Origin of the sequence: Pandoraea capi (assembly GCF_902459735.1) — a bacterium.
GTDB lineage: Bacteria > Pseudomonadota > Gammaproteobacteria > Burkholderiales > Burkholderiaceae > Pandoraea > Pandoraea capi.
In genome coordinates this window covers 760,868-779,757 of sequence record NZ_CABPRV010000001.1, presented here as the reverse complement: position 1 = coordinate 779,757, position 18,890 = coordinate 760,868, and the positions used below count along the sequence as shown (strand labels likewise).

Sequence of the window (18,890 nt, the reverse complement as noted above, 5' to 3'; positions counted from 1 at the left end):
AGTCGAACCGGCCGCACCGATCAACCGCCGCCCCGGCGGGCTGTCGTGCCGACATCGCCAGGGCGGGAGCTGCAACCCTTACCTCTCGCGGGCGAACCCTCATGGCCGTCAATTTCCCCTCGATCGAAGCCTCCCAACTGCATGCCGTCCCGGGCGTGGAACTGGGCTGGGCCGAAGCCAATATCCGCAAACCGAACCGCAAGGACGTGCTGGTCATGCGACTGGCCGCCGGTAGCACGGTATCGGGCGTGTTCACGACGAACCGCTTCTGCGCCGCGCCGGTTACGGTGTGCAAGGAGCATCTGGCGGCCAAGGCCGGCATTCGCGCGCTCGTCGTCAACACGGGTAACGCCAACGCCGGCACCGGCGAACCCGGCATGCTCGCTACGCGCGCGACGTGCGACGCGCTGGCCAAGCTGCTGTCCGTCTCGTCCAACCAGATCCTGCCGTTCTCGACGGGCGTGATTCTCGAACCGCTGCCGGTCGATCGCCTGGTCGCCGGTCTGCCGCAGGCCATTGGCAATCTGGCGCCCGCCCATTGGTTCGAAGCCGCGCAGTCGATCATGACGACCGACACGCTGCCGAAGGCGGCCTCGCGTCAGCTCGTGATCGATGGTCAGACGATCGTGCTCACCGGCATCAGCAAGGGGGCGGGCATGATCAAGCCGAACATGGCGACCATGCTCGGCTTCGTCGGTACCAATGCCCGCGTGGCGCAGCCGGTGCTCGACGCACTGGTGAAATACGTTGCAGACCGCTCGTTCAATGCCATCACCATCGATGGCGATACGTCGACCAACGACTCGTTCATCGTGGCCGCCACGGGCCAGACCGAACTGCCGGAAATCGCGAGCACCGACACCCCGGCGTTCGCTGCTTTCCGCGATGCGCTGCTGTCGATCTCGCAGGAGTTGGCCCAGCTCATCGTGCGCGATGGCGAAGGCGCGACCAAGTTCATCACCGTGACGGTCGAAGGTGGCCGTGACGTGGCCGAGTGCCGCCAGATCGCGTACGCCATCGGCCATTCGCCGCTGGTGAAGACGGCGTTTTTCGCGTCCGATCCGAATCTGGGCCGCATTCTGGCCGCCATCGGCTATGCGGGCGTGAACGATCTCGACGTCAGCAAGATCGACCTCTATCTGGACGACGTGCTGGTCGCCCGCGCTGGCGGCCGCAATGCCGACTATCGTGAGGAAGACGGTCAGCGCGTAATGAAGCAAAGCGAAATTACGGTACGCGTGGTGCTCGGTCGCGGCGACGCGGCAGCAACGCTGTGGACGTGCGATCTCTCGCACGACTACGTGAGCATCAACGCGGATTACCGTTCCTGAGACCCGACGCGGCGGCCCGGATCGAGTGAGCATCCCACCGGATGCGAAGGGCCGTCGGCGCAGCGACGGATGTCTGACCGGCATCCACCCTGCGCCGGTAGACGTGGGTGCCCGATGGCACAGGCATATCGATATCGGGCGCATCGCCAGCCGGTGGCAAAAGCACCGGGGTGCACAGCGAAGGGAAACGACAACACCTCGAAGCATCGACACGAGCGCCCGATAGCGGCGCGGGGATTTCGAAGCAATGGACAAACTGGAACAGTTCCTGACGCGCGCTGAAGGCGTGCTGGCCCGGCTGGAGGCGATGCTGCCCCCGGCTGCCCCCGAAATCGACTGGAGCGTCGCGACGGCGTTCCGCTGGCGCAAGAAGCAGGGACGCGGTTTCCTGCAACCGGTCGCGCACGTCTCCAACATTACGCTGGGCGACCTTCAGAACATCGAGCGTCAGAAGGCGCTGATCGAGCAGAACACGCGTCAGTTCGTGCGTGGCGAGCCGGCCAACAATGTGCTGCTCACCGGCGCACGCGGTACCGGCAAGTCGTCACTGATCAAGGCATGCCTGAATCAGTACGCGTCGGAAGGACTGCGTCTCATTGAAGTCGACAAGGACGATCTGACCGATCTGGGCGACATCGTCGACCTGATCTCGCAGCGCCCGGAGCGCTTCGTCGTGTTCTGCGACGACCTGTCGTTCGAGGACGGCGAGTCGGGTTATAAGGCGCTGAAGGTTGCGCTCGACGGTTCGGTGGCCGCGCAGTCGGACAACGTGCTGATCTATGCGACGTCCAACCGTCGTCACCTGTTGCCCGAGTACATGAAGGACAACGAGAGCTATCGCCACACCGAAGACGGTGAGATTCATCCGGGCGAAGTGATCGAAGAGAAGATCTCCCTGTCCGAGCGCTTCGGGCTGTGGGTGAGCTTCTATCCGTTCAAGCAGGACGATTACCTGACGATCGTCAGCCACTGGTTGCAGCACTTCGGCGTGCCGGCGGACCAGACGGAAAGTGCGCGTCAGGAAGCGCTGATCTGGGCGTTGGAGCGGGGGTCGCGCTCGGGCCGGGTCGCGTTCCAGTTTGCTCGCGACTGGGCCGGCAAGCAGCGTGGGGCGTCGTCGCAGGCGTCGTAACGATAGGGACGGTGTGGCGTTCGGGGCGCGATGGCGCTGCCCGGGCGCCGTCCGTCCGAGTGGGAAATTCCGTAGGCGTGTAGTGATATGACAGACTCGAATCGAATGGCGCCGGATGGGCGTCCCGTCACGGAAGTGGCCGTAGGTGTGATGGTGCGCCCGGACGGCGCGGTGCTGCTCGGCCAGCGTCCTGCAGGCAAGCCGTATGCCGGCTACTGGGAGTTTCCGGGCGGGAAGCTGGAGGCCGGTGAGTCGGTGGCGGCGGCGCTGGCGCGCGAGCTGCACGAGGAACTGGGCGTGACGGTCGAGCGCTGCGCACCGTGGCGTGTGCTGGAGCACGATTATCCGCACGCCTACGTCCGTCTGCATTTCTGCAAGGTGACGGCATGGCAGGGCGAGCCGCATGGCAAGGAAGGTCAGGCGCTGGCGTGGGAGCACCCGCCGGTGAGCGTCGAGCCGTTGCTGCCGGCGGCGCTGCCCCCGCTGACGTGGCTTGCCGAGGAGTTGGCCGCGCGCCCCTGACGAGAGCACGCTGCGAGCGCTGCCGTTTGGCGAGCGCATGAAAAATGCCGCTTCGATGTCTACCGAAGCGGCATTTTTGTTTTTCCGGCTCGACGGGATCCGAGCTTGATGTCACTGACGATGGATTGTTCGGCGCCGTCGCCGTCGCCGTCGCCGTCTGTCGGCCCGGCATCGCGTAAAGCGTTCGATCGGTACTTCGGGACTTTGAGACTTCGATGCGTCGATCAGCGTTGGGTCGGATCGAGCGGCGATTCCTGAGACGGATCTTCCGGCGACTCGGCCGGGATCGTGTATTTCTCCGCGGCCCACGCGCCCATGTCGATCTGCTTACAGCGCTCCGAGCAGAACGGACGGAATTTGGACTTCGGCTCCCAGGCAACTTTCTTGCCGCAGGTCGGACAGTTGACGACGCTCGTCATGGTCTTACAGATTGCAGAGGGTGAGCAGGAACGGTACGTCGCTGTCGACCGGACGCGGCTTCAGATCACCGTCCTGCGTCGTGAAGCGTACCCACAGCATGTACTTGTTGGCGCTCGCTTCCGGAATCACGCGGAGGTCGGCCGCGACACGCACCTGCATCAGTTGATACACGCGCCCGGTGAGCATCTGCTGGTAGCTGCCCTGTTGTGCCATCGCCTTGCTGGCGTGGCCGGACTCGCGTGCCAGCCCCAGCACGATCGCGATGGCGTCGCGAATCGGGAAGAGCGGTCCGATCCACTTATCGATATCGTGACGACGCTGCTCGGCGTCGTTATGACGCCAGGCGTAATACGACGGCAGATCGAAACGGCAGGTACCCCCGGGGATCACCGAGCGGCTGCGAATGCTCGCGAGCCATTCGTTGTCGTTCAGGTGCTGACCGGGTTTGCCGGGAATCTGATTGAGGTTCGCGATGGCCAGCTCGACTTCGCCGATGAATTGTTCGAGCGCGTCGGAGGCGATATCAGGGTTGCCGCGATAGGTCTGGAGCGTCTGACGTTGGCGGTCGAGTTCCTTGACCAGCTCGTTCTTCAGATCGGTGCGACCCGCGATGTCGGCAATCTCGAACATCGTGATCAGGGCCGCATGATGATCGAGCGGCTGATCCTGTCCCACGAAAAAGGCAAAGCGCCCGAACAGCTCTTCTAGCCGAAGCAGCGTGCGAATGCGTTCGTTGAGCGGATATTCGTACAGGATCAAGCGCGTTGGCCCAAAAGTTGGCGCTTTTCAGCGTAATGGCGACATTCTAATGCGGGAATCTGTCGGGTGGCAACGCGAGCGGGCGCTCATTCGCCTCCCGAGCGCGTCGCCAGTTGGAGATAGGTGGCGTGCAAACGGTCGACTTGGGGCGCGAGCGGGGCGTGCTGCACGTCGTTGTCGATCACGTCGTCCGCCACGGCAAGCCGCTGGGCGCGCGAGGCCTGACGCGCCATGATCGCCTGCACCTGCTCACGCGTGAACCGGTTTCGGGACATGACACGCGCGATCTGCGTCTCCTGCGTGCAGTCGACGACCAATATCCGCTGCACACGCTCGCGCCAGGTGCCGGATTCAACCAGCAACGGCACTACGAAAATCAGATAGGGCCCTTGGGCTTCGGCCGCAGCGCGCTCGCATTCCGTGCGGATCAGCGGATGGGTAATTGCCTCCAAACGCGCTTTCGCGGCGTCGTCCGTGAAGACGGCTTCTCGCATACGTGCCCGGTCGAGCGAGCCGTCCGGCGCCACGAAGGCGTCGCCGAACTCGCGCCGTATAGCGGGCATGGCCGCGCCCCCCGGTGCAGTGATGCTGTGCGCAATGGCATCGGTGTCGATGATGGCGATGCCGTGCGTGGCAAACAGATTGGCGACGGTCGTCTTGCCGCTACCGATGCCGCCGGTCAGGCCGATGGCGTAAGTCATGGAGTTCCTCCGATCCAGAGCATCAGGCCGTCGCCGCCGAAGAGCGTGACGATACCTGCGGCGGCGAGAAACGCGCCGAAAGGAAACATCTGATCGCTGCGCAGGCGCCCCGTCAGCCACGCACTGCCGGCAACCACGATGGCAAGGACGCACGCGACGAGCAGAATCTGAGGCAGCGCCGTCCAGCCGAACCAGGCACCCAACGCCGCATAAAGCTTGAAGTCGCCGAAACCCATACCTTCGCGACGACGTATCCACCAATAGACCCAATACATCGCCCACAGGCTCATATACCCGGCTGCCGCACCGATGACGGCGGCAGGCAGCGCAGCGAACCAATGGCCGAGGTTGCAAAGCAGGCCGGTCCACAGTAGCGGCAGCGTCAGGATATCGGGCAAAAGTTGCGTGTCGTGATCGATGTACGCGAGCGCGACGAGCGTCCAGACAAGACCGAGTGCACCCACGCTTTGCCATGTCGGACCGAACCGCCATGAGATGGCGACGCTGAGTGCGCCGGTGAGCAACGCGAGTTGCCAGCGACGTGGCGGCGGCGCGTCCGTCGCCAATATGGGCAGGTCGGTCGCACTGATGCCCGACAGGGTGGCGGCGGGCGAGAGCGCAATCGGCGTCGTCTGGCGTGTGGCGTGAGGTGCTGGTGCCGCCGGTGCTGCCGGTGATAGGGACTCCGACGCCTCGGCGGCCTGAAGCTCTTCGAGCCAGGCGCGTTCGATCGCCGACGGCACGCGTCGCACGACGACGTCGAGCATTAACCCGGCAAGCATGCCGGTGATGGCGAATAGCGCGAGACGCCAGTGAGGGGCCAGTTGCGCGAGCCAATCGACGAGAAGGAATTCAGCGTAGCCATCGAGCGCGTTCATGCGACACCGTATCCGAGTTGGAACATCGGCAGATACATCGCGAGGACCATACCGCCGATCAGCAGGCCGAGAAACGTAATCATCATGGGTTCGAGCGTCGCGCAGGTACTGACCAGCGCCTGCGAAGCTTCCTCGTCGAGCAGGCCGGCGGCCTGGTTGAGCATGCGCCCGAGTGTACCCGATTCCTCCCCGATGCCGGCCAGTTGTGCCACGGCCAGCGGCCAGCGCCCATCGGCTTCGAGCGACGTTGCCAGACGCGCTCCCCGGGTGACCTGGCGGTGCACCGCATGTGCGGCTTCCTGCATGACGAGGCTGCCGCAGGCGCTTGCCGCGGCATCCATGGCATCCGGCAACGCGACACCGGCGTCAAGCAGCGTGCCCAGTGTCCTCGCCCATCGGGCGGCGCTCATCATCCGCACGATGTTGCCCACCCCCGGCAACCGCAATATCAGACGGTCTCGCCGGCGTCGCATACGCAGGCTTCTCCGAAGCGTGGCGGCGATGGCTAGACCCGCTGCGCCAGTGCAGGCCAGTATCCACGGGCCGCTCGTTAGCGACGCGCGTGAAAGATCGATCAGCGCGCGAGTCAGCGGTGGCAACGGCACGCCCCCGCCGGCGGCACTGGCGAACAGACGCTCGAATTCCGGAATCACCCATTGCAGCAACGCGATCACGACGGCCACCGCCACGACCAGTACCGTGAGCGGATAGGCAAGGGCGCGTTGTAGTTTGTCCCGCACGCTTTGCGCGTGATCGTAATGGGCACTCAGACGCATCAACGTTTGGCCAAGCTGCCCGCTCAGTTCGCCGGCGGCGATCAGTTGACAATCGACGCCGCTGAAGCGTCGGCTGGCGCGCGCCATCGCTTGCGCCAACGGGTGGCCCAGCGCGACGTCCTGTGCGATGCCGGACGCCAGCCGCTTGAGGCCTCGCGTGTGTGCGCCGCGTGCCAGCACGTTGAGCGCAGCCGTCAGCGGGACGCCCGCACCCAGCAGCGTCGCCAGCCGACGCACGAAGTCCGTAGCGTCGGACGACCGGGTGCGTGCCGCCGGCGCGTGACGGCGTCCCGGTCCCAGGTGCGTGATCGTCACCTGCGGGTACTGCTGCCGAAGCGCGAGTCGGGCAGTCGCTTCGCCGTGTGCGACGATATCGCCGCGTTGTGAGCGCCCGTCGGCGTCTCGTCCCTGCCAGTGCCAGCGACGTGGTGGCATCAATTGAGACATTCGGCACGCTCGATTCGATGGCTTGGGGAGATCGTTCGACGCCGGGAAAGGCGATGCATAGACCGCTTTGGACGAGCGCCATCCGATGACGCAAAGGTAGATACCTGTCGATGGAAATCGTCATCGAGGTGCATTCGCGTGAGTTGTTCACGCACAAACCGGAACGCATCGGCAGAAACATTCGGTGACGCAGCATCAGGCGGGAGTCGTCGCATCGACATCCTCCTCGCTGATGGTTCCTGTTTGCGCATGCCACAGCCCGGCTTCGCGCAGTGTCATGATCCCCTCGCTTTGCGCCTGCGCCGCCAGTTCGTGAGGACTACGTGCCTGAGCGATGTTGATGGCTTGTGTGGCACTGATCGGCATCACCTGGAAGGCGCCGATGCGCCCGGCGAAGCCGCTGCCGTGACAGCGCATGCACGATCGGTTGTTGCGCTCGATGTCGCTTGCCGCTGCGCGAGGTTCACAGCCGGCAGGGCATCTTCGCCGGAGCAGGCGCTGTGCGCTGATGAGCAGGAGCGTCGACGAGAGGTTGAACGGCGCAACGCCGAGGTCGAAGAGCCGCGCGAGTGTGCTCGGTGCGTCGTTCGCATGCACGGTTGCGAAAACCAGATGCCCGGTCTGTGCGGCCTGTACGGCAATCTGGGCCGTTAGCGCGTCGCGAATCTCACCGACGACGAGGACGTCCGGATCCTGACGGAGAAAGGCGCGCAGCGCGGTCGCGAAGTCGAGTCCGGCGCGTTCGTTCAGATTGACCTGTGTGATGCCCGGTAGACGGATTTCCACCGGGTCTTCGATGGTCACGATATTGCGTGACGCGTTGTTGAGCCGTCGCAGGCAACTGTACAGCGAGACGGTCTTGCCGCTGCCGGTCGGCCCCGTCAGCAGAATCATGCCGTGCGGCCGCGAGATTGCCTGCGTCAGTGCGAGATACTGCTTCGGCGTGTAGCCGAGGCCTTCCAGCGCCAGTGGTACCTTGGCGCCGTCAAGCAGTCGCACCACGAGTTTTTCCCCGTAGAGCGTGGGCAGCGCACTCACGCGACACTCCACCGGCTCTCCCGCTTCACGCCACACCATGCGCCCATCTTGCGGCAATCGCTTTTGTGCGATGTCCAGATTCGCCAGGACTTTCAGTCGCGACACCAGCATGTCGCGCCACGCGAGCGGCACCTCGCAGTGTTCTTGCAGGTAACCGTCGATGCGTAGCCGAACGCGAAAGCGTTGCGCCATCGGTTCGAAATGAACGTCGGAAGCACCTGCGCGAATCGCGTCGTTCAGGATTTGCTCAAGGCATTGCAGTGGCGTCTCGCCCTTGGGAGACGCATGAGGCGCGCCGGAAGATGACGTTGTCGAGACGAAGGGAGACGTCGTTGCCGACGACGTGCCATCAACGGATGGGGCAGGGAGTGGGGCGGTGGATTGCGACATGACGGGGTTCTGCGAGAGCTGCGTGAAGCTTCAGTCTCGCCATAACCCCGGCATCGCTCAATCGGAATAACCCGAAAAATGGAGGGGTGTGACCGGCAGTGATCGAGAACGACATCGTCGATTCACTGCGATCGCAAATCGTCAGTCGTGATGGGCGGCGCGCGGCCCCGGTTTGAACAACCGGACCGTTTTGATCGCCTGGTTGTCGATCTGCACGATCTCCATACGCAGGCCTTCGATTTCAAGGCTGACGGCCGCTTCCGGAATCTCGCGCAGCACTTCGAGAATGAGGCCATTGAGTGTCTTCGGCCCATCGGTCGGCAGATGCAATCCGAGCCGGCGGTTCAGGTCTCGCAGACCGACGCCGCCGCCGACCAGACATTCGCCGTCGGACGTCCAGCCCGAGCGGCTGCCACCGGTGCCCGGCACGCTCGTCGTGAACTCGCCGATGAGTTCCTCGATGATGTCCTCGGTCGTTACCAGCCCTTCGACTTCGCCGTACTCGTTGACGACCAGCCCCACGCGACGCTGATTCTCCTGGAAGTACTGCAACTGACGCAGCGCAGGCGTGTCGCTCGGAATGAAGTACGGATCGACGAGCAGCGCACGCAACGTATCGACGGAAAGATCGTCCGGATGACGCAGCGCGGACAACGTACGACGCACCGGCAAGATGCCGATGATGCGATCGATGTCGCCGTCATACACTGGCAACTTGTTGTGATAGCAGGTCTCAAGTTGCGTGAGGATGGTGTCGAGCGGGGCCGAGATGTCGAGCGCTTCGATGCGCGCGCGCGGCACCATCACGTCGTCGACAGCGATGTTCTCGAGATCGAGCAGGTTGAGCAGCACGCTACGCGGCTTGGTCGGCATGTAGTTGCCGGCTTCGAGCACGATGGTGCGCAACTCTTCGGTCGTCAGCCGGGCCTCGCTTGCCGCGCGACGCGTATCGATGCGCAGCACGCGCAGCATCCCGCGCACGAACGTATTGAGCACCCACACGAGCGGCGTCGCCGCGACTACGATGGGTTTGAGCGGCGTGCTGACCGACAGGGCGATGCGTTCCGGATACGTTGCGCCGACGATCTTCGGGCCGATCTCCGCGAAGATGATGATGAGCAGCGCAATCATCGCTGTCGCGATGGAGAGCGTGATGGCGTCGTTGCCGAAGTAGCGCACCGCGATCGACGTGGTGAGCACCGGCACGACGGTATTGATGACGTTATTGCCGACGAGAATCGTCGAGAGCAGGTCTTCCGTGCGGGAGAGCAGACCTTGCGTCGATCGGGCGCCGGAGACGTTCATGCGCACCAGATGCTTCAGGCGATGGCGGTTGAGCGCCATCATGCTCGTCTCCGAGATGGAAAAGAATCCCGAGCAGACGATCAGGAAGGCGACGGCGCAAATCTGCGCCCATAAGGGCAAGGCGTCCAAGCTTTTCGGTGCGCGAAGCGCGGCGGTGGCAATGAGTCGCCACTATAGCAGAGGGGATGTGGGGGCCCGTTTCGATGCCTGCCCCGATGCGTGATCGACGTAAGCACACCGTGGCGGATAGTGCAGGATGACGGGAATGGGCCGGAGTCCCAAGCGTTGAGTAAGAGGCAGGGGAATTTTGCGGCGGAAATAGCGGCAGAAATAAAAAAACCGACGGACATGTCCGTCGGTTTTTTTGCTTTGCATATGAGCAAAGTAAATCCTGGTCGGGGTGAGAGGATTCGAACCTCCGGCCTCTACGTCCCGAACGTAGCGCTCTACCAGGCTAAGCTACACCCCGCTTCGATACTGCTACTTCGCTAAGTGCGTCGCGCTATCGAGTAAGAACATAATTCTAGCAGGCTATTTTTGTAATGGGAAGAGGGGAGTGCAGAAATTATTTGAGCGGCTGCATCTGCTTCTTCTTTCGCGCGTGCCAGCGTGTAGTCGAGGGCGCCCGTGCGCGTGATTGCTGCGAGGATCGGTTCGAACTTGTCGGTGCCGCCATTCTCGATCGCTTCGCGCACGAGGGCACGTTCGGCTTCGGTGCCGTGCTGAAGCACGTGAATCAGCGGCAGCGTCGGCTTGCCTTCGCGCAGATCATCACCGGCGTTCTTGCCCATGGCATCGGTGTCGCCAGCGTAGTCCAGCCAGTCGTCCATCAACTGGAAGGCTGTGCCCAGACGTCCACCATATTCACGAACGGCAGCTTCGGTCTGTGCATCCGCATTCGCGAGCACGGCGGCGAGTTGCGTCGCCGCTTCGAACAGCGTGGCCGTCTTGTATTTGATCACTTGCAGGTAACGTGCCTCGTCCACATCGGGATCGTGCATGTTCAGCAGTTGCAGCACCTCGCCTTCGGCGATCACATTGGTGGCGCGCGCCAGAATCTGCATCACGCGCATGTTGTCCACGCTCACCATCATTTCGAAGGAGCGCGAATACAGAAAGTCGCCGACCAGGACCGACGCCGCGTTACCGAACAGCGCATTGGCCGTCTGCTTGCCGCGACGCAGATCGGATTCGTCGACCACATCGTCGTGCAGCAGCGTTGAGGTGTGGATGAATTCAATGACTGCGGCCAGCTCGAAGCGCGCTGGCGAGCTCACGCCCAGCGCGCCGGACACCAGCAACAGCAATGCCGGGCGTAGCCGTTTGCCGCCCGAATTGATGATGTACTCCGAGATCTGATTGATCAGGACCACCTCGGAGGCCAGCCGGTGGCGGATAAGCTGGTCGACGGCACGCATGTCGTCGGCGATGGCGGCCAGTACGTTCTGGGAAGAAGTCGAAGCAGTCAAGACGAGGCTCGGGTGAGGAAAAATTCGCCCCAAATTATATAGTGGGTGCGGCCACTTTCGGGCACCAGAGCCGCGGAATGACTGGCGTCACGGAAGTCTTTGACGCAAAAGGAGAAAGTCTGTATAATTCCCCGTTTTCGTGCGCGCATTCGTTGCGCCGGGTCCGAAAATACTTCGGTATGACGGCCCGCAGCGGTGCGATCGGCCGGTAAGTCGTGTCCTTTCGGGACCCTCGGTCTGCACGGAAATTCTCTTGTTTATGAGTGAGGTTCAACAATGTACGCGGTCATAAAAACCGGCGGTAAGCAATATAAGGTTGCTGCTGGCGAAAAGCTCAAAGTAGAACAGATACCGGCTGACATTGGCGCTGAAATCACCATCGACCAGGTTCTCGCCGTTGGCGAGGGCGAATCGATTAAGTTCGGTGCGCCGTTGGTCAGTGGGGCTTCCGTCAAGGCTACCGTTATCGCCCAGGGTCGTCACCCCAAGGTGAAGATTTTCAAGATGCGCCGTCGCAAGCACTACCAAAAGCGTCAAGGCCATCGCCAAAACTACACCGAGCTGCGCATCGACAGCATCAACGGCTAATCGATCGAGCTAGGTAAGGAGTTAAGTCATGGCACACAAAAAAGCAGGCGGATCGTCCCGTAACGGCCGCGATTCCGAGTCGAAGCGCCTCGGCGTGAAGGTGTACGGCGGTCAGGCAATCCTGGCTGGCGGCATCATCGTTCGCCAACGCGGTACTCGTATGCATGCTGGCGAAAACGTCGGCATCGGTAAGGACCACACGCTGTTTGCACTGGCCGACGGCCACGTGCAGTTCGCCGTCAAGGGCGCAGCGAAGAAGCAAGTGGTTAGCGTGGTGCCGGCAGCGTAAGCTAAGCCTTTTGCCACCAAAAGGCTCCGCTCTCATGCGGGGCCTTTTTTGTTTGTCCCGCCAGTGTGCAGCGCATCAGTCGCGCCCGGGGTGGGGCAGTGAACAGTATTCTGGATCGTCTGCGGACGGTCGTTAAGCGGGGCGGACCCACATGAAATTCATTGACGCAGCACGAATCGAGGTGATCGCCGGGGACGGCGGCAACGGCTCGGCATCGATGCGCCGTGAGAAATTCGTGCCGTTCGGCGGACCGGACGGCGGCGACGGCGGTCGCGGCGGCAGCGTGCTCGCCGTGGCGGATCGCAACATCAACACCCTGATCGACTACCGTTATTCGAAAAAGCATCTGGCGAAGGACGGTGAGCGCGGTCGCGGTTCGGATTGCTACGGCAAGGGCGGTGACGATATCACCCTGCGTATGCCGGTCGGCACCATCATCTCCGATATGGACACTGGCGAGACCATCGCCGATCTGACCGAGCACGGTCAGGAAGTTGTCCTCGCGCAAGGGGGGGCGGGCGGTCTGGGTAACATCCATTTCAAGTCGAGCACGAACCGCGCGCCCCGTCAGACGACGCCGGGCAAGCCCGGTGAGCGCCGTATGCTCCAGCTCGAGCTGAAAGTGCTCGCGGACGTCGGCCTGCTCGGCATGCCCAATGCGGGCAAATCGACGTTCATCTCTTCGGTGTCGAACGCGCGTCCGAAGATTGCGGATTATCCGTTTACGACGCTACACCCCAATCTGGGGGTCGTGCGTACTGCGCCGGGCCGTAGCTTCGTGATCGCTGACATTCCGGGCCTGATCGAAGGCGCTGCCGAAGGGGCGGGCCTCGGTCACCAGTTCCTGCGTCACTTGCAGCGTACTGGCCTGTTGCTGCACATCGTGGATATCGCGCCGTTCGACGAGGGCGTTGATCCGGTGGCGGATGCCAAGGCCATTGTTCTCGAGCTACAGAAATACGACGAAACGTTGTTCCAGAAGCCGCGCTGGCTGGTGCTCAACAAGGTCGACATGCTGCCGGAAGAGGAGCGTGCCGAGCGTGTGGCGGACTTCAAGAAGCGCTATGGCTGGGAGGGTCCGACGTTCGAAATCTCCGCATTGACCGGCGAAGGCTGCGAGAAGCTGTGCCTGGAGGTGCAGGAGTATTTGTATCAGCAACGTGGCGCCGTCGAAGAAGCGATTGAAGACGCGGCTGCCGACCCGCGTTTCCGCGCGGGTAGTGCTGCCCCTGCTGCCGTCGAAGCGCCACAAACCCCAACGGACGACGCGCCAAAGGCGTAAACTCCGTATCACTCAAACGCTGGCACCGTCGCGCCATGGACAACGTCCATCGCGCCCAGGCGCCAGCGATCCGGCCGCAGCGGCCAAATGAGCGACGACCGGCGCCCCGCGCCATCCATGTCTTCCTCGCCCGCAGCAGCCCCGTCTTCCCAATACCTCCGGAGAGTTCAGGTCCATGCGTTCGGTCATCGCCGATGCCAAGCGGCTCGTGGTGAAAGTGGGCTCCAGTCTCGTGACCAACGACGGTCGCGGGCTGGATGATGTCGCCATTGCGCGTTGGGCGCAGCAGATCGCCGCGCTGCGGCACGGGGGCGACGGGCGACCGCCAAAGCAGGTCGTGCTCGTGAGCTCGGGCGCGATTGCCGAGGGGATGCAGCGTCTGGGGTGGGCGCGCCGCCCGAAGGCCATCGACGAACTGCAGGCCGCCGCTGCCGTGGGGCAGATGGGGCTCGCGCAGGTGTACGAAACCCGCTTCGCCGAGCATGGCGTACGCACGGCGCAGATTCTGCTCACGCATGCCGATCTGGCCGATCGCGAACGCTATCTGAACGCCCGCACGACGTTGCTTACGCTGCTGCGTCTGGGCGTGGTGCCGATCATCAACGAGAACGACACGGTCGTGACCGACGAAATCAAGTTCGGCGACAACGACACGCTCGGCGCGCTCGTCACGAACCTGATCGACGGCGATGCGCTGGTCATCCTCACCGATCAGTCGGGGCTCTACACCGCCGATCCGCGCAAGCATCCCGACGCCGAGTTCGTTCACGAGGCCGAGGCGGGAGACGAGCGTCTCGAAGCCATGGCTGGCGGCGCCGGCACCAACATCGGCCGGGGCGGCATGCTCACCAAGATTCTCGCGGCCAAGCGCGCGGCGACGAGTGGAGCGCATACCGTAATCGCGTCGGGGCGGGAAGCCGACGTGCTCGTGCGTCTGGCCGGCGGCGAAGCCATCGGCACGCAACTGGTGGCGCGCACGGCCGTGCTGACGGCTCGCAAGCAGTGGATGGCCGACCATCTGCAAGTGCGCGGTCGTGTCGTGATCGACGCGGGCGCGTGCAAGAAGTTGATGGAAGAGGGCAAGAGCCTGCTGCCGATCGGCGTCATCGACGTGGAAGGCACCTTCGCGCGTGGCGAGGTCATCGCCTGTGTCGACGAGGCGGGTCATGAGGTCGCGCGCGGCCTGTCGAATTACAGCGCGTCCGAGACGCGACTCATTCGCCGTCACCCAAGCAGCGATATCGAGCAGGTGCTGGGGTTTGCGAACGAGCCGGAACTGATCCATCGCGACAACCTGATTCTGCGCTGAGACCGATACAGCCTCCTTGCAGAGGCGGGACAGCCAGAGACAAAAAACGCCGGCACGTGATTCGTGACCGGCGTTTTTTTCATCGCGAAGGTCGCAGCGGCATCAGCGTTTTCACGCTGGCGCGGCCTGCTCTGCAAGGCATCAACGATAGGCGGCAGGCGTCGTCGGATAGCGCAGGTTCTGCACGATGTCCTTGGCGGTGCCGTACGGTGTCTTGTCCTGGCAGAGGAAGTCGCGGAACAGGATGCCCTGATAGGCGGTCGCGCCATACGGGCGGATCGGGCGCCATTCGCTGTTGCGCGCCGGGGCCCAGGTGCCGTCAGGACGGCCGGTGGCGTACAGACGCGATTCGAACGACGAGCAGTGGATGCCTTCGTACGACACGTTGCGCGCCCCTTCCTTGCTGCGGATGACGGCGACGTAGCGGACCACGCCGTCGTCGCGGGTGACCTCGACGGACTTCGCGTCGATGGCGTAATCGAGGGTGGCATTGGGCAGCGTGGAGAAGCTGATCAGATCGGCATCCTTCGGTGCTTCGGTCGGGAGCTTGTATTCCGCTTCCTTCCACTTGCCCTTGGCGGCCTCTTGTTGCGCCATGTATTCGTCAAAGTCCTGAACGGGCTGCGACGTGCTGCTGCAAGCGGCGATCAGCGCGAGGGCGGCCAGGGAAACGAGCGTGACCAGGCGCGGGGCGCGGCGGGCAAAGGAAGGACGCATGGGAATGGGGTCGAGGAATCAAAAAAAAGCGGGCGCGGGCATCATGCCCGCGTCCGGTGTTGTGACAGGCCGGCGGCCGTCCGGTTCAGTGCTCCCGGCGGTGGTGACGGTCGGCATGGTTCGCCGTATCCGCCGTATCTGCGGTATCCGTCGTGCCTGTGCCGTCCGCACCATCGGATATCGCAGACGCGTCGCCGCAGTCACCGCTGCCGAAGCCGCCTTCCTGCTCATGCAACGCATCCGTGGCGCCCGGCGGCATTTCGCCCACACGTGCCCCGGCTCTCGGAAACCGGCGCCGGTCCTGCTGAGCGCGTGCGGCGGTGCGTCGCAGATAACGCGAGAGTTCGTTCAGCGCGAGCTGATACACCTCGCGCTTGAACTCGATCACCGCGTCGAGCGGCACCCAGTATTCGTTCCAGCGCCAGGCGTCGAACTCCGGATGATCGGTTGCACGCAAGCAGATATCGCAGTCGCGCCCGACCATGCGCAGCAGGAACCAGATCTGCTTCTGGCCCCGGTAATGTCCGCGCACTTCGCGTTTGATGAACTTGTCCGGCACCTCATAACGCAGCCAGTCGCGTGTGCGACCGATGATTTTGACGTGTTCTGGCTTTAGCCCGGTTTCCTCGTGCAATTCTCGGAACATGGCCTGTTCGGGCGTTTCGCCGTACTTGATGCCGCCTTGCGGGAACTGCCAGGAGTGCTCGCCCAGCCGCTTGCCCCAGAACACTTCATTGCGTGCGTTTAAGAGGATGATGCCGACGTTCGGGCGAAAGCCTTCACGGTCCAGCATACAACCACCCTTGAATCCTTTAAAATTGCTTCGATTATAAACAGATAATCACCGGCGCGGCGGCCGGCGGCGGCTCGGGTAACCGGGGCGGCGCGTATGGCCGGCGGGAGTCTCAGGGGCTGCGAAGACGTCACGCTACCGTCTCGGTACCATCTCGTTACGCGCCCGGCCCTGCTTTGGCGCAGCCGACCGAACCGCCGCGTGCGCCGTTGACCCTAATTTTTCCCGGAAATCTGCATGAAAGCCTCTCGTTTCTTCTTCGGCACCCTCAAGGAAGCCCCCGCCGACGCCGAAATCGTCAGCCACAAGCTGATGATGCGTGCCGGCATGATTCGCCGCGTCGCCGGCGGTATCTACGATTACCTGCCGATCGGCCTGCGCTCGATCCGCAAGGTCGAAGCCATCGTCCGTGAAGAAATGAACCGCGCGGGTGCGCTGGAGTTGCTCATGCCGGCCGTGCAGCCGGCGGAACTGTGGCAGGAGTCGGGTCGCTGGGTGAAGTACGGCCCGGAGCTGCTGCGTCTGAAGGATCGTCACGACCGTGAATTCGTCGTCGGGCCGACCCACGAGGAAGTGGTGACGGACATCGCACGCCGCGAGATCAAGAGCTATCGTCAACTGCCGGTGAACTTCTATCAGGTGCAGACGAAGTTCCGCGACGAGATCCGTCCGCGTTTCGGCGTGATGCGTGGCCGCGAATTCATCATGAAGGACGCCTACTCGTTCGACAAGGATCGCGCGGGTCTGGAAGTGTCCTATCAGAAGATGTTCGACGCCTATGTGCGCATCTTCACGCGACTGGGTCTGGAGTTCCGCGCAGTCGTGGCCGATAACGGTTCCATCGGCGGCTCGGGCTCGCACGAGTTCCACGTGATCGCCGAGACCGGTGAAGACGCCATCGCTTACTGCCCGACGTCGGACTATGCCGCCAACGTCGAAATGGCCGAAGCGCTCGCCCCGCAAGGCGAGCGTGCCGCGCCTGCCGAGGCCATGACCAAGACCGCCACGCCGGGCAAGGCCAAGTGCGAAGCCGTCGCGGAACTGCTCTCGATTCCGCTCACGCGCACCGTCAAGTCGATCGTCCTCGCGACGGACGACGAGAAGGCCGGCACCACCGTCTGGCTGCTGCTGCTGCGCGGCGATCACGATCTGAACGAGATCAAGGCGAGCAAGGTGCCGGGTCTGGCCGAGATGCGTTTTGCCAGCGAAGCCGAGATCGTCGAATGGTTCGGCACGCCGCCGGGCTACCTCGGCCCGATCGGCACGAAGAAGCCGGTGAAGCTCGTGGTCGACCGCACCGTTGCGAAGATGAGCGACTTCGTCGTGGGCGCGAACGAGACGGACTTCCACATCACCGGTGTGAACTGGGGCCGCGATCTGCCGGAACCGGAAATCGTCTTCGACCTGCGCGACATCGTGCCGGGCGACGCGTCGCCGGACGGCAAGGGCGAGATCGCGCTGTGCCGCGGTATCGAAGTCGGCCACGTGTTCCAACTGGGCACGAAGTACTCCGACGCCATGAACGCCACGTTCCTCGACGAAACGGGCAAACCGGCGCCGATGGAAATGGGCTGCTACGGCATTGGCATCACGCGCATTCTCGGCGCAGCCATCGAGCAGAACTTCGACGATCGCGGCATCATCTGGCCGGAAGCGATTGCCCCGTTCGAAGTGGTGCTGTGCCCGATGGGCTACGACCGCAGCGACGCCGTGCGTGCCGCCGCCGACAAGCTGTACGAAGATCTGGTGGCCGCCGGTATCGACGTGATTCTGGACGATCGTGGCGAGCGTCCGGGCGTGATGTTTGCCGACTGGGAACTGATCGGCGTGCCGCACCGCGTGGTGATCGGCGACCGTGGCCTGAAGGAAGGCAAGATCGAGTATCAGGGTCGTCGCGACACGGAAGCGCAGTTGCTCGACGCCGCGACCGTGGCAGAAGTTGTCACCGGCAAGGTGCGCGCTGCCAAGGCGATCTGAGTGGGACGTGCGCTGCCGGTCGATCCGGCCGGCGGTGCACGGAACGGCGACACCGTGCGTGTGACGGCCGCCGGGTAATCAAAGAAAAGGGACCTCGATGAGGTCCCCTTTTCATTGGGCGCGGGAGATTGCCCCCCCCCGGCGCCAATGCAGACATCCCGAAACGCTTGCCGGGATGTCGCGCCCCGATCAGCGAGCCGTCGTCAGCGCGCGGATCGCAGGTAGATTGCGCCAGTAACCCTTGGCGTCCATGCCGCAGCCGAAGACGTAGCGATCCGGCACGGTGAAGCCACAGAAATCCGGATGTGACGGCTTTTCCTTCGTCAGGATCTTCTCGCACAGCACGGCGCTGTAGAACTTCGACGCGCCCATCTCCAGAATCCGGTCGCGAATTGCGGCCATGGTGGCGCCTTCGTCCAGAATGTCGTCGAGCACGAGCACCACGCGGTCACGCACCGAGTCGCGCGGCGCGACGCGCCACTGCATGGCGCCACCGGTAGTGGTGTTGTTGTAGCGGGAGAGGTGGATGTAGTCGAATTCGAGCGGGAAATCGAGTCGCGGCAGGAGCATGCCGGTAAAGACGGCTGCGCCGCCCATGACCGACAGCACCATCGGAAATTCGTCGCCAATGGCTTCCTTGATGGCCTTGGCCATCGTGTCGACGCAGCGGTTGACCTCGTCGGCGGAGACGATTTCTTCGGAATTACGGAATACTTCGAGGGCTTCTTCGCGGTTCATATGGGGCGACCCTGTGGAACGGTGGTGCG

At 63.3% G+C, this 18,890-nt stretch carries 20 protein-coding genes and 1 tRNA gene; 9 read left to right on the top strand and 12 right to left on the bottom strand.

The genetic code is table 11. The features are described from left to right. Positions 1-101: 101 nt before the first annotated feature. From argJ to PCA20602_RS03460, 3 genes are all read left to right on the top strand, one after another. Positions 102-1,331 carry a bifunctional glutamate N-acetyltransferase/amino-acid acetyltransferase ArgJ gene (gene argJ / locus PCA20602_RS03470; RefSeq protein ID WP_150719942.1) on the top strand — a complete coding sequence of 410 codons (1,230 nt, stop codon included), beginning with the start codon at positions 102-104 and terminating at the stop codon, positions 1,329-1,331. Between the two features lie 247 nt (positions 1,332-1,578). Then, positions 1,579-2,463 carry an ATP-binding protein gene (locus PCA20602_RS03465; protein WP_150719941.1) on the top strand — a complete coding sequence of 295 codons (885 nt, stop codon included), beginning with the start codon at positions 1,579-1,581 and terminating at the stop codon, positions 2,461-2,463. An 87-nt stretch (positions 2,464-2,550) separates the two neighbouring features. Then, positions 2,551-2,985, top strand: a complete 435-nt coding sequence (locus PCA20602_RS03460; RefSeq protein WP_069340949.1) for an NUDIX domain-containing protein — start codon at positions 2,551-2,553, stop codon at positions 2,983-2,985. Positions 2,986-3,209: 224 nt separating this feature from the next. Here the strand turns inward: PCA20602_RS03460 and yacG are convergent, their stop codons facing one another. From yacG to PCA20602_RS03425, 7 genes are all read right to left on the bottom strand, one after another. Then, positions 3,210-3,404 carry a DNA gyrase inhibitor YacG gene (yacG, locus tag PCA20602_RS03455; protein ID WP_069340950.1) on the bottom strand — a complete coding sequence of 65 codons (195 nt, stop codon included), beginning with the start codon at positions 3,402-3,404 and terminating at the stop codon, positions 3,210-3,212. A 4-nt stretch (positions 3,405-3,408) separates the two neighbouring features. Continuing rightward, positions 3,409-4,164 carry a cell division protein ZapD gene (gene zapD / locus PCA20602_RS03450; protein WP_069340951.1) on the bottom strand — a complete coding sequence of 252 codons (756 nt, stop codon included), beginning with the start codon at positions 4,162-4,164 and terminating at the stop codon, positions 3,409-3,411. 86 nt (positions 4,165-4,250) lie between these two features. Then, on the bottom strand, positions 4,251-4,865 hold the full coding sequence (gene coaE / locus PCA20602_RS03445) for a dephospho-CoA kinase (RefSeq protein WP_150719940.1): 615 nt from the start codon (positions 4,863-4,865) through the stop codon (positions 4,251-4,253). Then, positions 4,862-5,743, bottom strand: a complete 882-nt coding sequence (locus PCA20602_RS03440) for a prepilin peptidase (protein ID WP_150719939.1) — start codon at positions 5,741-5,743, stop codon at positions 4,862-4,864. The genes coaE and PCA20602_RS03440 overlap by 4 nt, the downstream gene beginning before the upstream one ends. Beyond that, a complete protein-coding gene (locus tag PCA20602_RS03435; RefSeq protein ID WP_150719938.1) occupies positions 5,740-6,966 on the bottom strand; it encodes a type II secretion system F family protein in 1,227 nt (408 codons plus the stop codon). Before PCA20602_RS03435 ends, PCA20602_RS03440 begins: the two co-directional genes overlap by 4 nt. A gap of 195 nt (positions 6,967-7,161) precedes the next feature. After that, complete coding sequence (locus PCA20602_RS03430) at positions 7,162-8,394, bottom strand: GspE/PulE family protein (RefSeq protein WP_150719937.1); 1,233 nt, start codon at positions 8,392-8,394, stop codon at positions 7,162-7,164. A 141-nt stretch (positions 8,395-8,535) separates the two neighbouring features. Beyond that, positions 8,536-9,741 carry an HlyC/CorC family transporter gene (locus tag PCA20602_RS03425; RefSeq protein WP_246181994.1) on the bottom strand — a complete coding sequence of 402 codons (1,206 nt, stop codon included), beginning with the start codon at positions 9,739-9,741 and terminating at the stop codon, positions 8,536-8,538. Between PCA20602_RS03425 and PCA20602_RS25895 the strand changes: the two genes are divergently transcribed. Then, positions 9,728-9,922 carry a hypothetical protein gene (locus PCA20602_RS25895; RefSeq protein ID WP_246181993.1) on the top strand — a complete coding sequence of 65 codons (195 nt, stop codon included), beginning with the start codon at positions 9,728-9,730 and terminating at the stop codon, positions 9,920-9,922. The genes PCA20602_RS03425 and PCA20602_RS25895 overlap by 14 nt on opposite strands. A gap of 169 nt (positions 9,923-10,091) precedes the next feature. Here PCA20602_RS25895 and PCA20602_RS03420 read toward each other — a convergent pair. Together PCA20602_RS03420 and PCA20602_RS03415 are read right to left on the bottom strand one after the other, a co-directional pair. After that, positions 10,092-10,168: transfer RNA gene (locus tag PCA20602_RS03420), tRNA-Pro, on the bottom strand. Positions 10,169-10,187: 19 nt separating this feature from the next. Further along, positions 10,188-11,117 carry a polyprenyl synthetase family protein gene (locus PCA20602_RS03415; RefSeq protein WP_240493455.1) on the bottom strand — a complete coding sequence of 310 codons (930 nt, stop codon included), beginning with the start codon at positions 11,115-11,117 and terminating at the stop codon, positions 10,188-10,190. Between the two features lie 327 nt (positions 11,118-11,444). Here PCA20602_RS03415 and rplU point away from each other — a divergent pair, with 327 nt between their 5' ends. From rplU to proB, 4 genes are all read left to right on the top strand, one after another. Further along, positions 11,445-11,756 carry a 50S ribosomal protein L21 gene (rplU, locus tag PCA20602_RS03410; RefSeq protein WP_010803930.1) on the top strand — a complete coding sequence of 104 codons (312 nt, stop codon included), beginning with the start codon at positions 11,445-11,447 and terminating at the stop codon, positions 11,754-11,756. A gap of 28 nt (positions 11,757-11,784) precedes the next feature. Continuing rightward, positions 11,785-12,045: a 50S ribosomal protein L27 gene (gene rpmA / locus PCA20602_RS03405; RefSeq protein ID WP_010803931.1), complete on the top strand. Its 261-nt coding sequence runs from the start codon at positions 11,785-11,787 to the stop codon at positions 12,043-12,045. Positions 12,046-12,196: 151 nt separating this feature from the next. Next, the gene (gene cgtA / locus PCA20602_RS03400) at positions 12,197-13,327 is read left to right on the top strand and encodes an Obg family GTPase CgtA (RefSeq protein WP_150719935.1); all 1,131 of its coding nucleotides are present in this window, start codon (positions 12,197-12,199) and stop codon (positions 13,325-13,327) included. Positions 13,328-13,502: 175 nt separating this feature from the next. After that, entirely contained in the window at positions 13,503-14,636 is a 1,134-nt protein-coding gene (proB, locus tag PCA20602_RS03395; RefSeq protein ID WP_069340958.1) for a glutamate 5-kinase, read from the top strand. Between the two features lie 141 nt (positions 14,637-14,777). Here the strand turns inward: proB and PCA20602_RS03390 are convergent, their stop codons facing one another. Together PCA20602_RS03390 and PCA20602_RS03385 are read right to left on the bottom strand one after the other, a co-directional pair. Further along, positions 14,778-15,353, bottom strand: coding sequence for a CNP1-like family protein (locus PCA20602_RS03390; RefSeq protein WP_150719934.1), 576 nt, complete (start codon positions 15,351-15,353; stop codon positions 14,778-14,780). 85 nt (positions 15,354-15,438) lie between these two features. Continuing rightward, a complete protein-coding gene (locus PCA20602_RS03385) occupies positions 15,439-16,146 on the bottom strand; it encodes an RNA pyrophosphohydrolase (protein ID WP_246181992.1) in 708 nt (235 codons plus the stop codon). Positions 16,147-16,383: 237 nt separating this feature from the next. On the opposite strand from PCA20602_RS03385, the gene PCA20602_RS03375 reads away from it, so the two are divergent. After that, the gene (locus PCA20602_RS03375) at positions 16,384-18,123 is read left to right on the top strand and encodes a proline--tRNA ligase (RefSeq protein WP_150719932.1); all 1,740 of its coding nucleotides are present in this window, start codon (positions 16,384-16,386) and stop codon (positions 18,121-18,123) included. A 189-nt stretch (positions 18,124-18,312) separates the two neighbouring features. Here PCA20602_RS03375 and PCA20602_RS03370 read toward each other — a convergent pair whose 3' ends face one another. Continuing rightward, a complete protein-coding gene (locus PCA20602_RS03370) occupies positions 18,313-18,861 on the bottom strand; it encodes a hypoxanthine-guanine phosphoribosyltransferase (protein ID WP_150670846.1) in 549 nt (182 codons plus the stop codon). Positions 18,862-18,890: the final 29 nt, after the last annotated feature.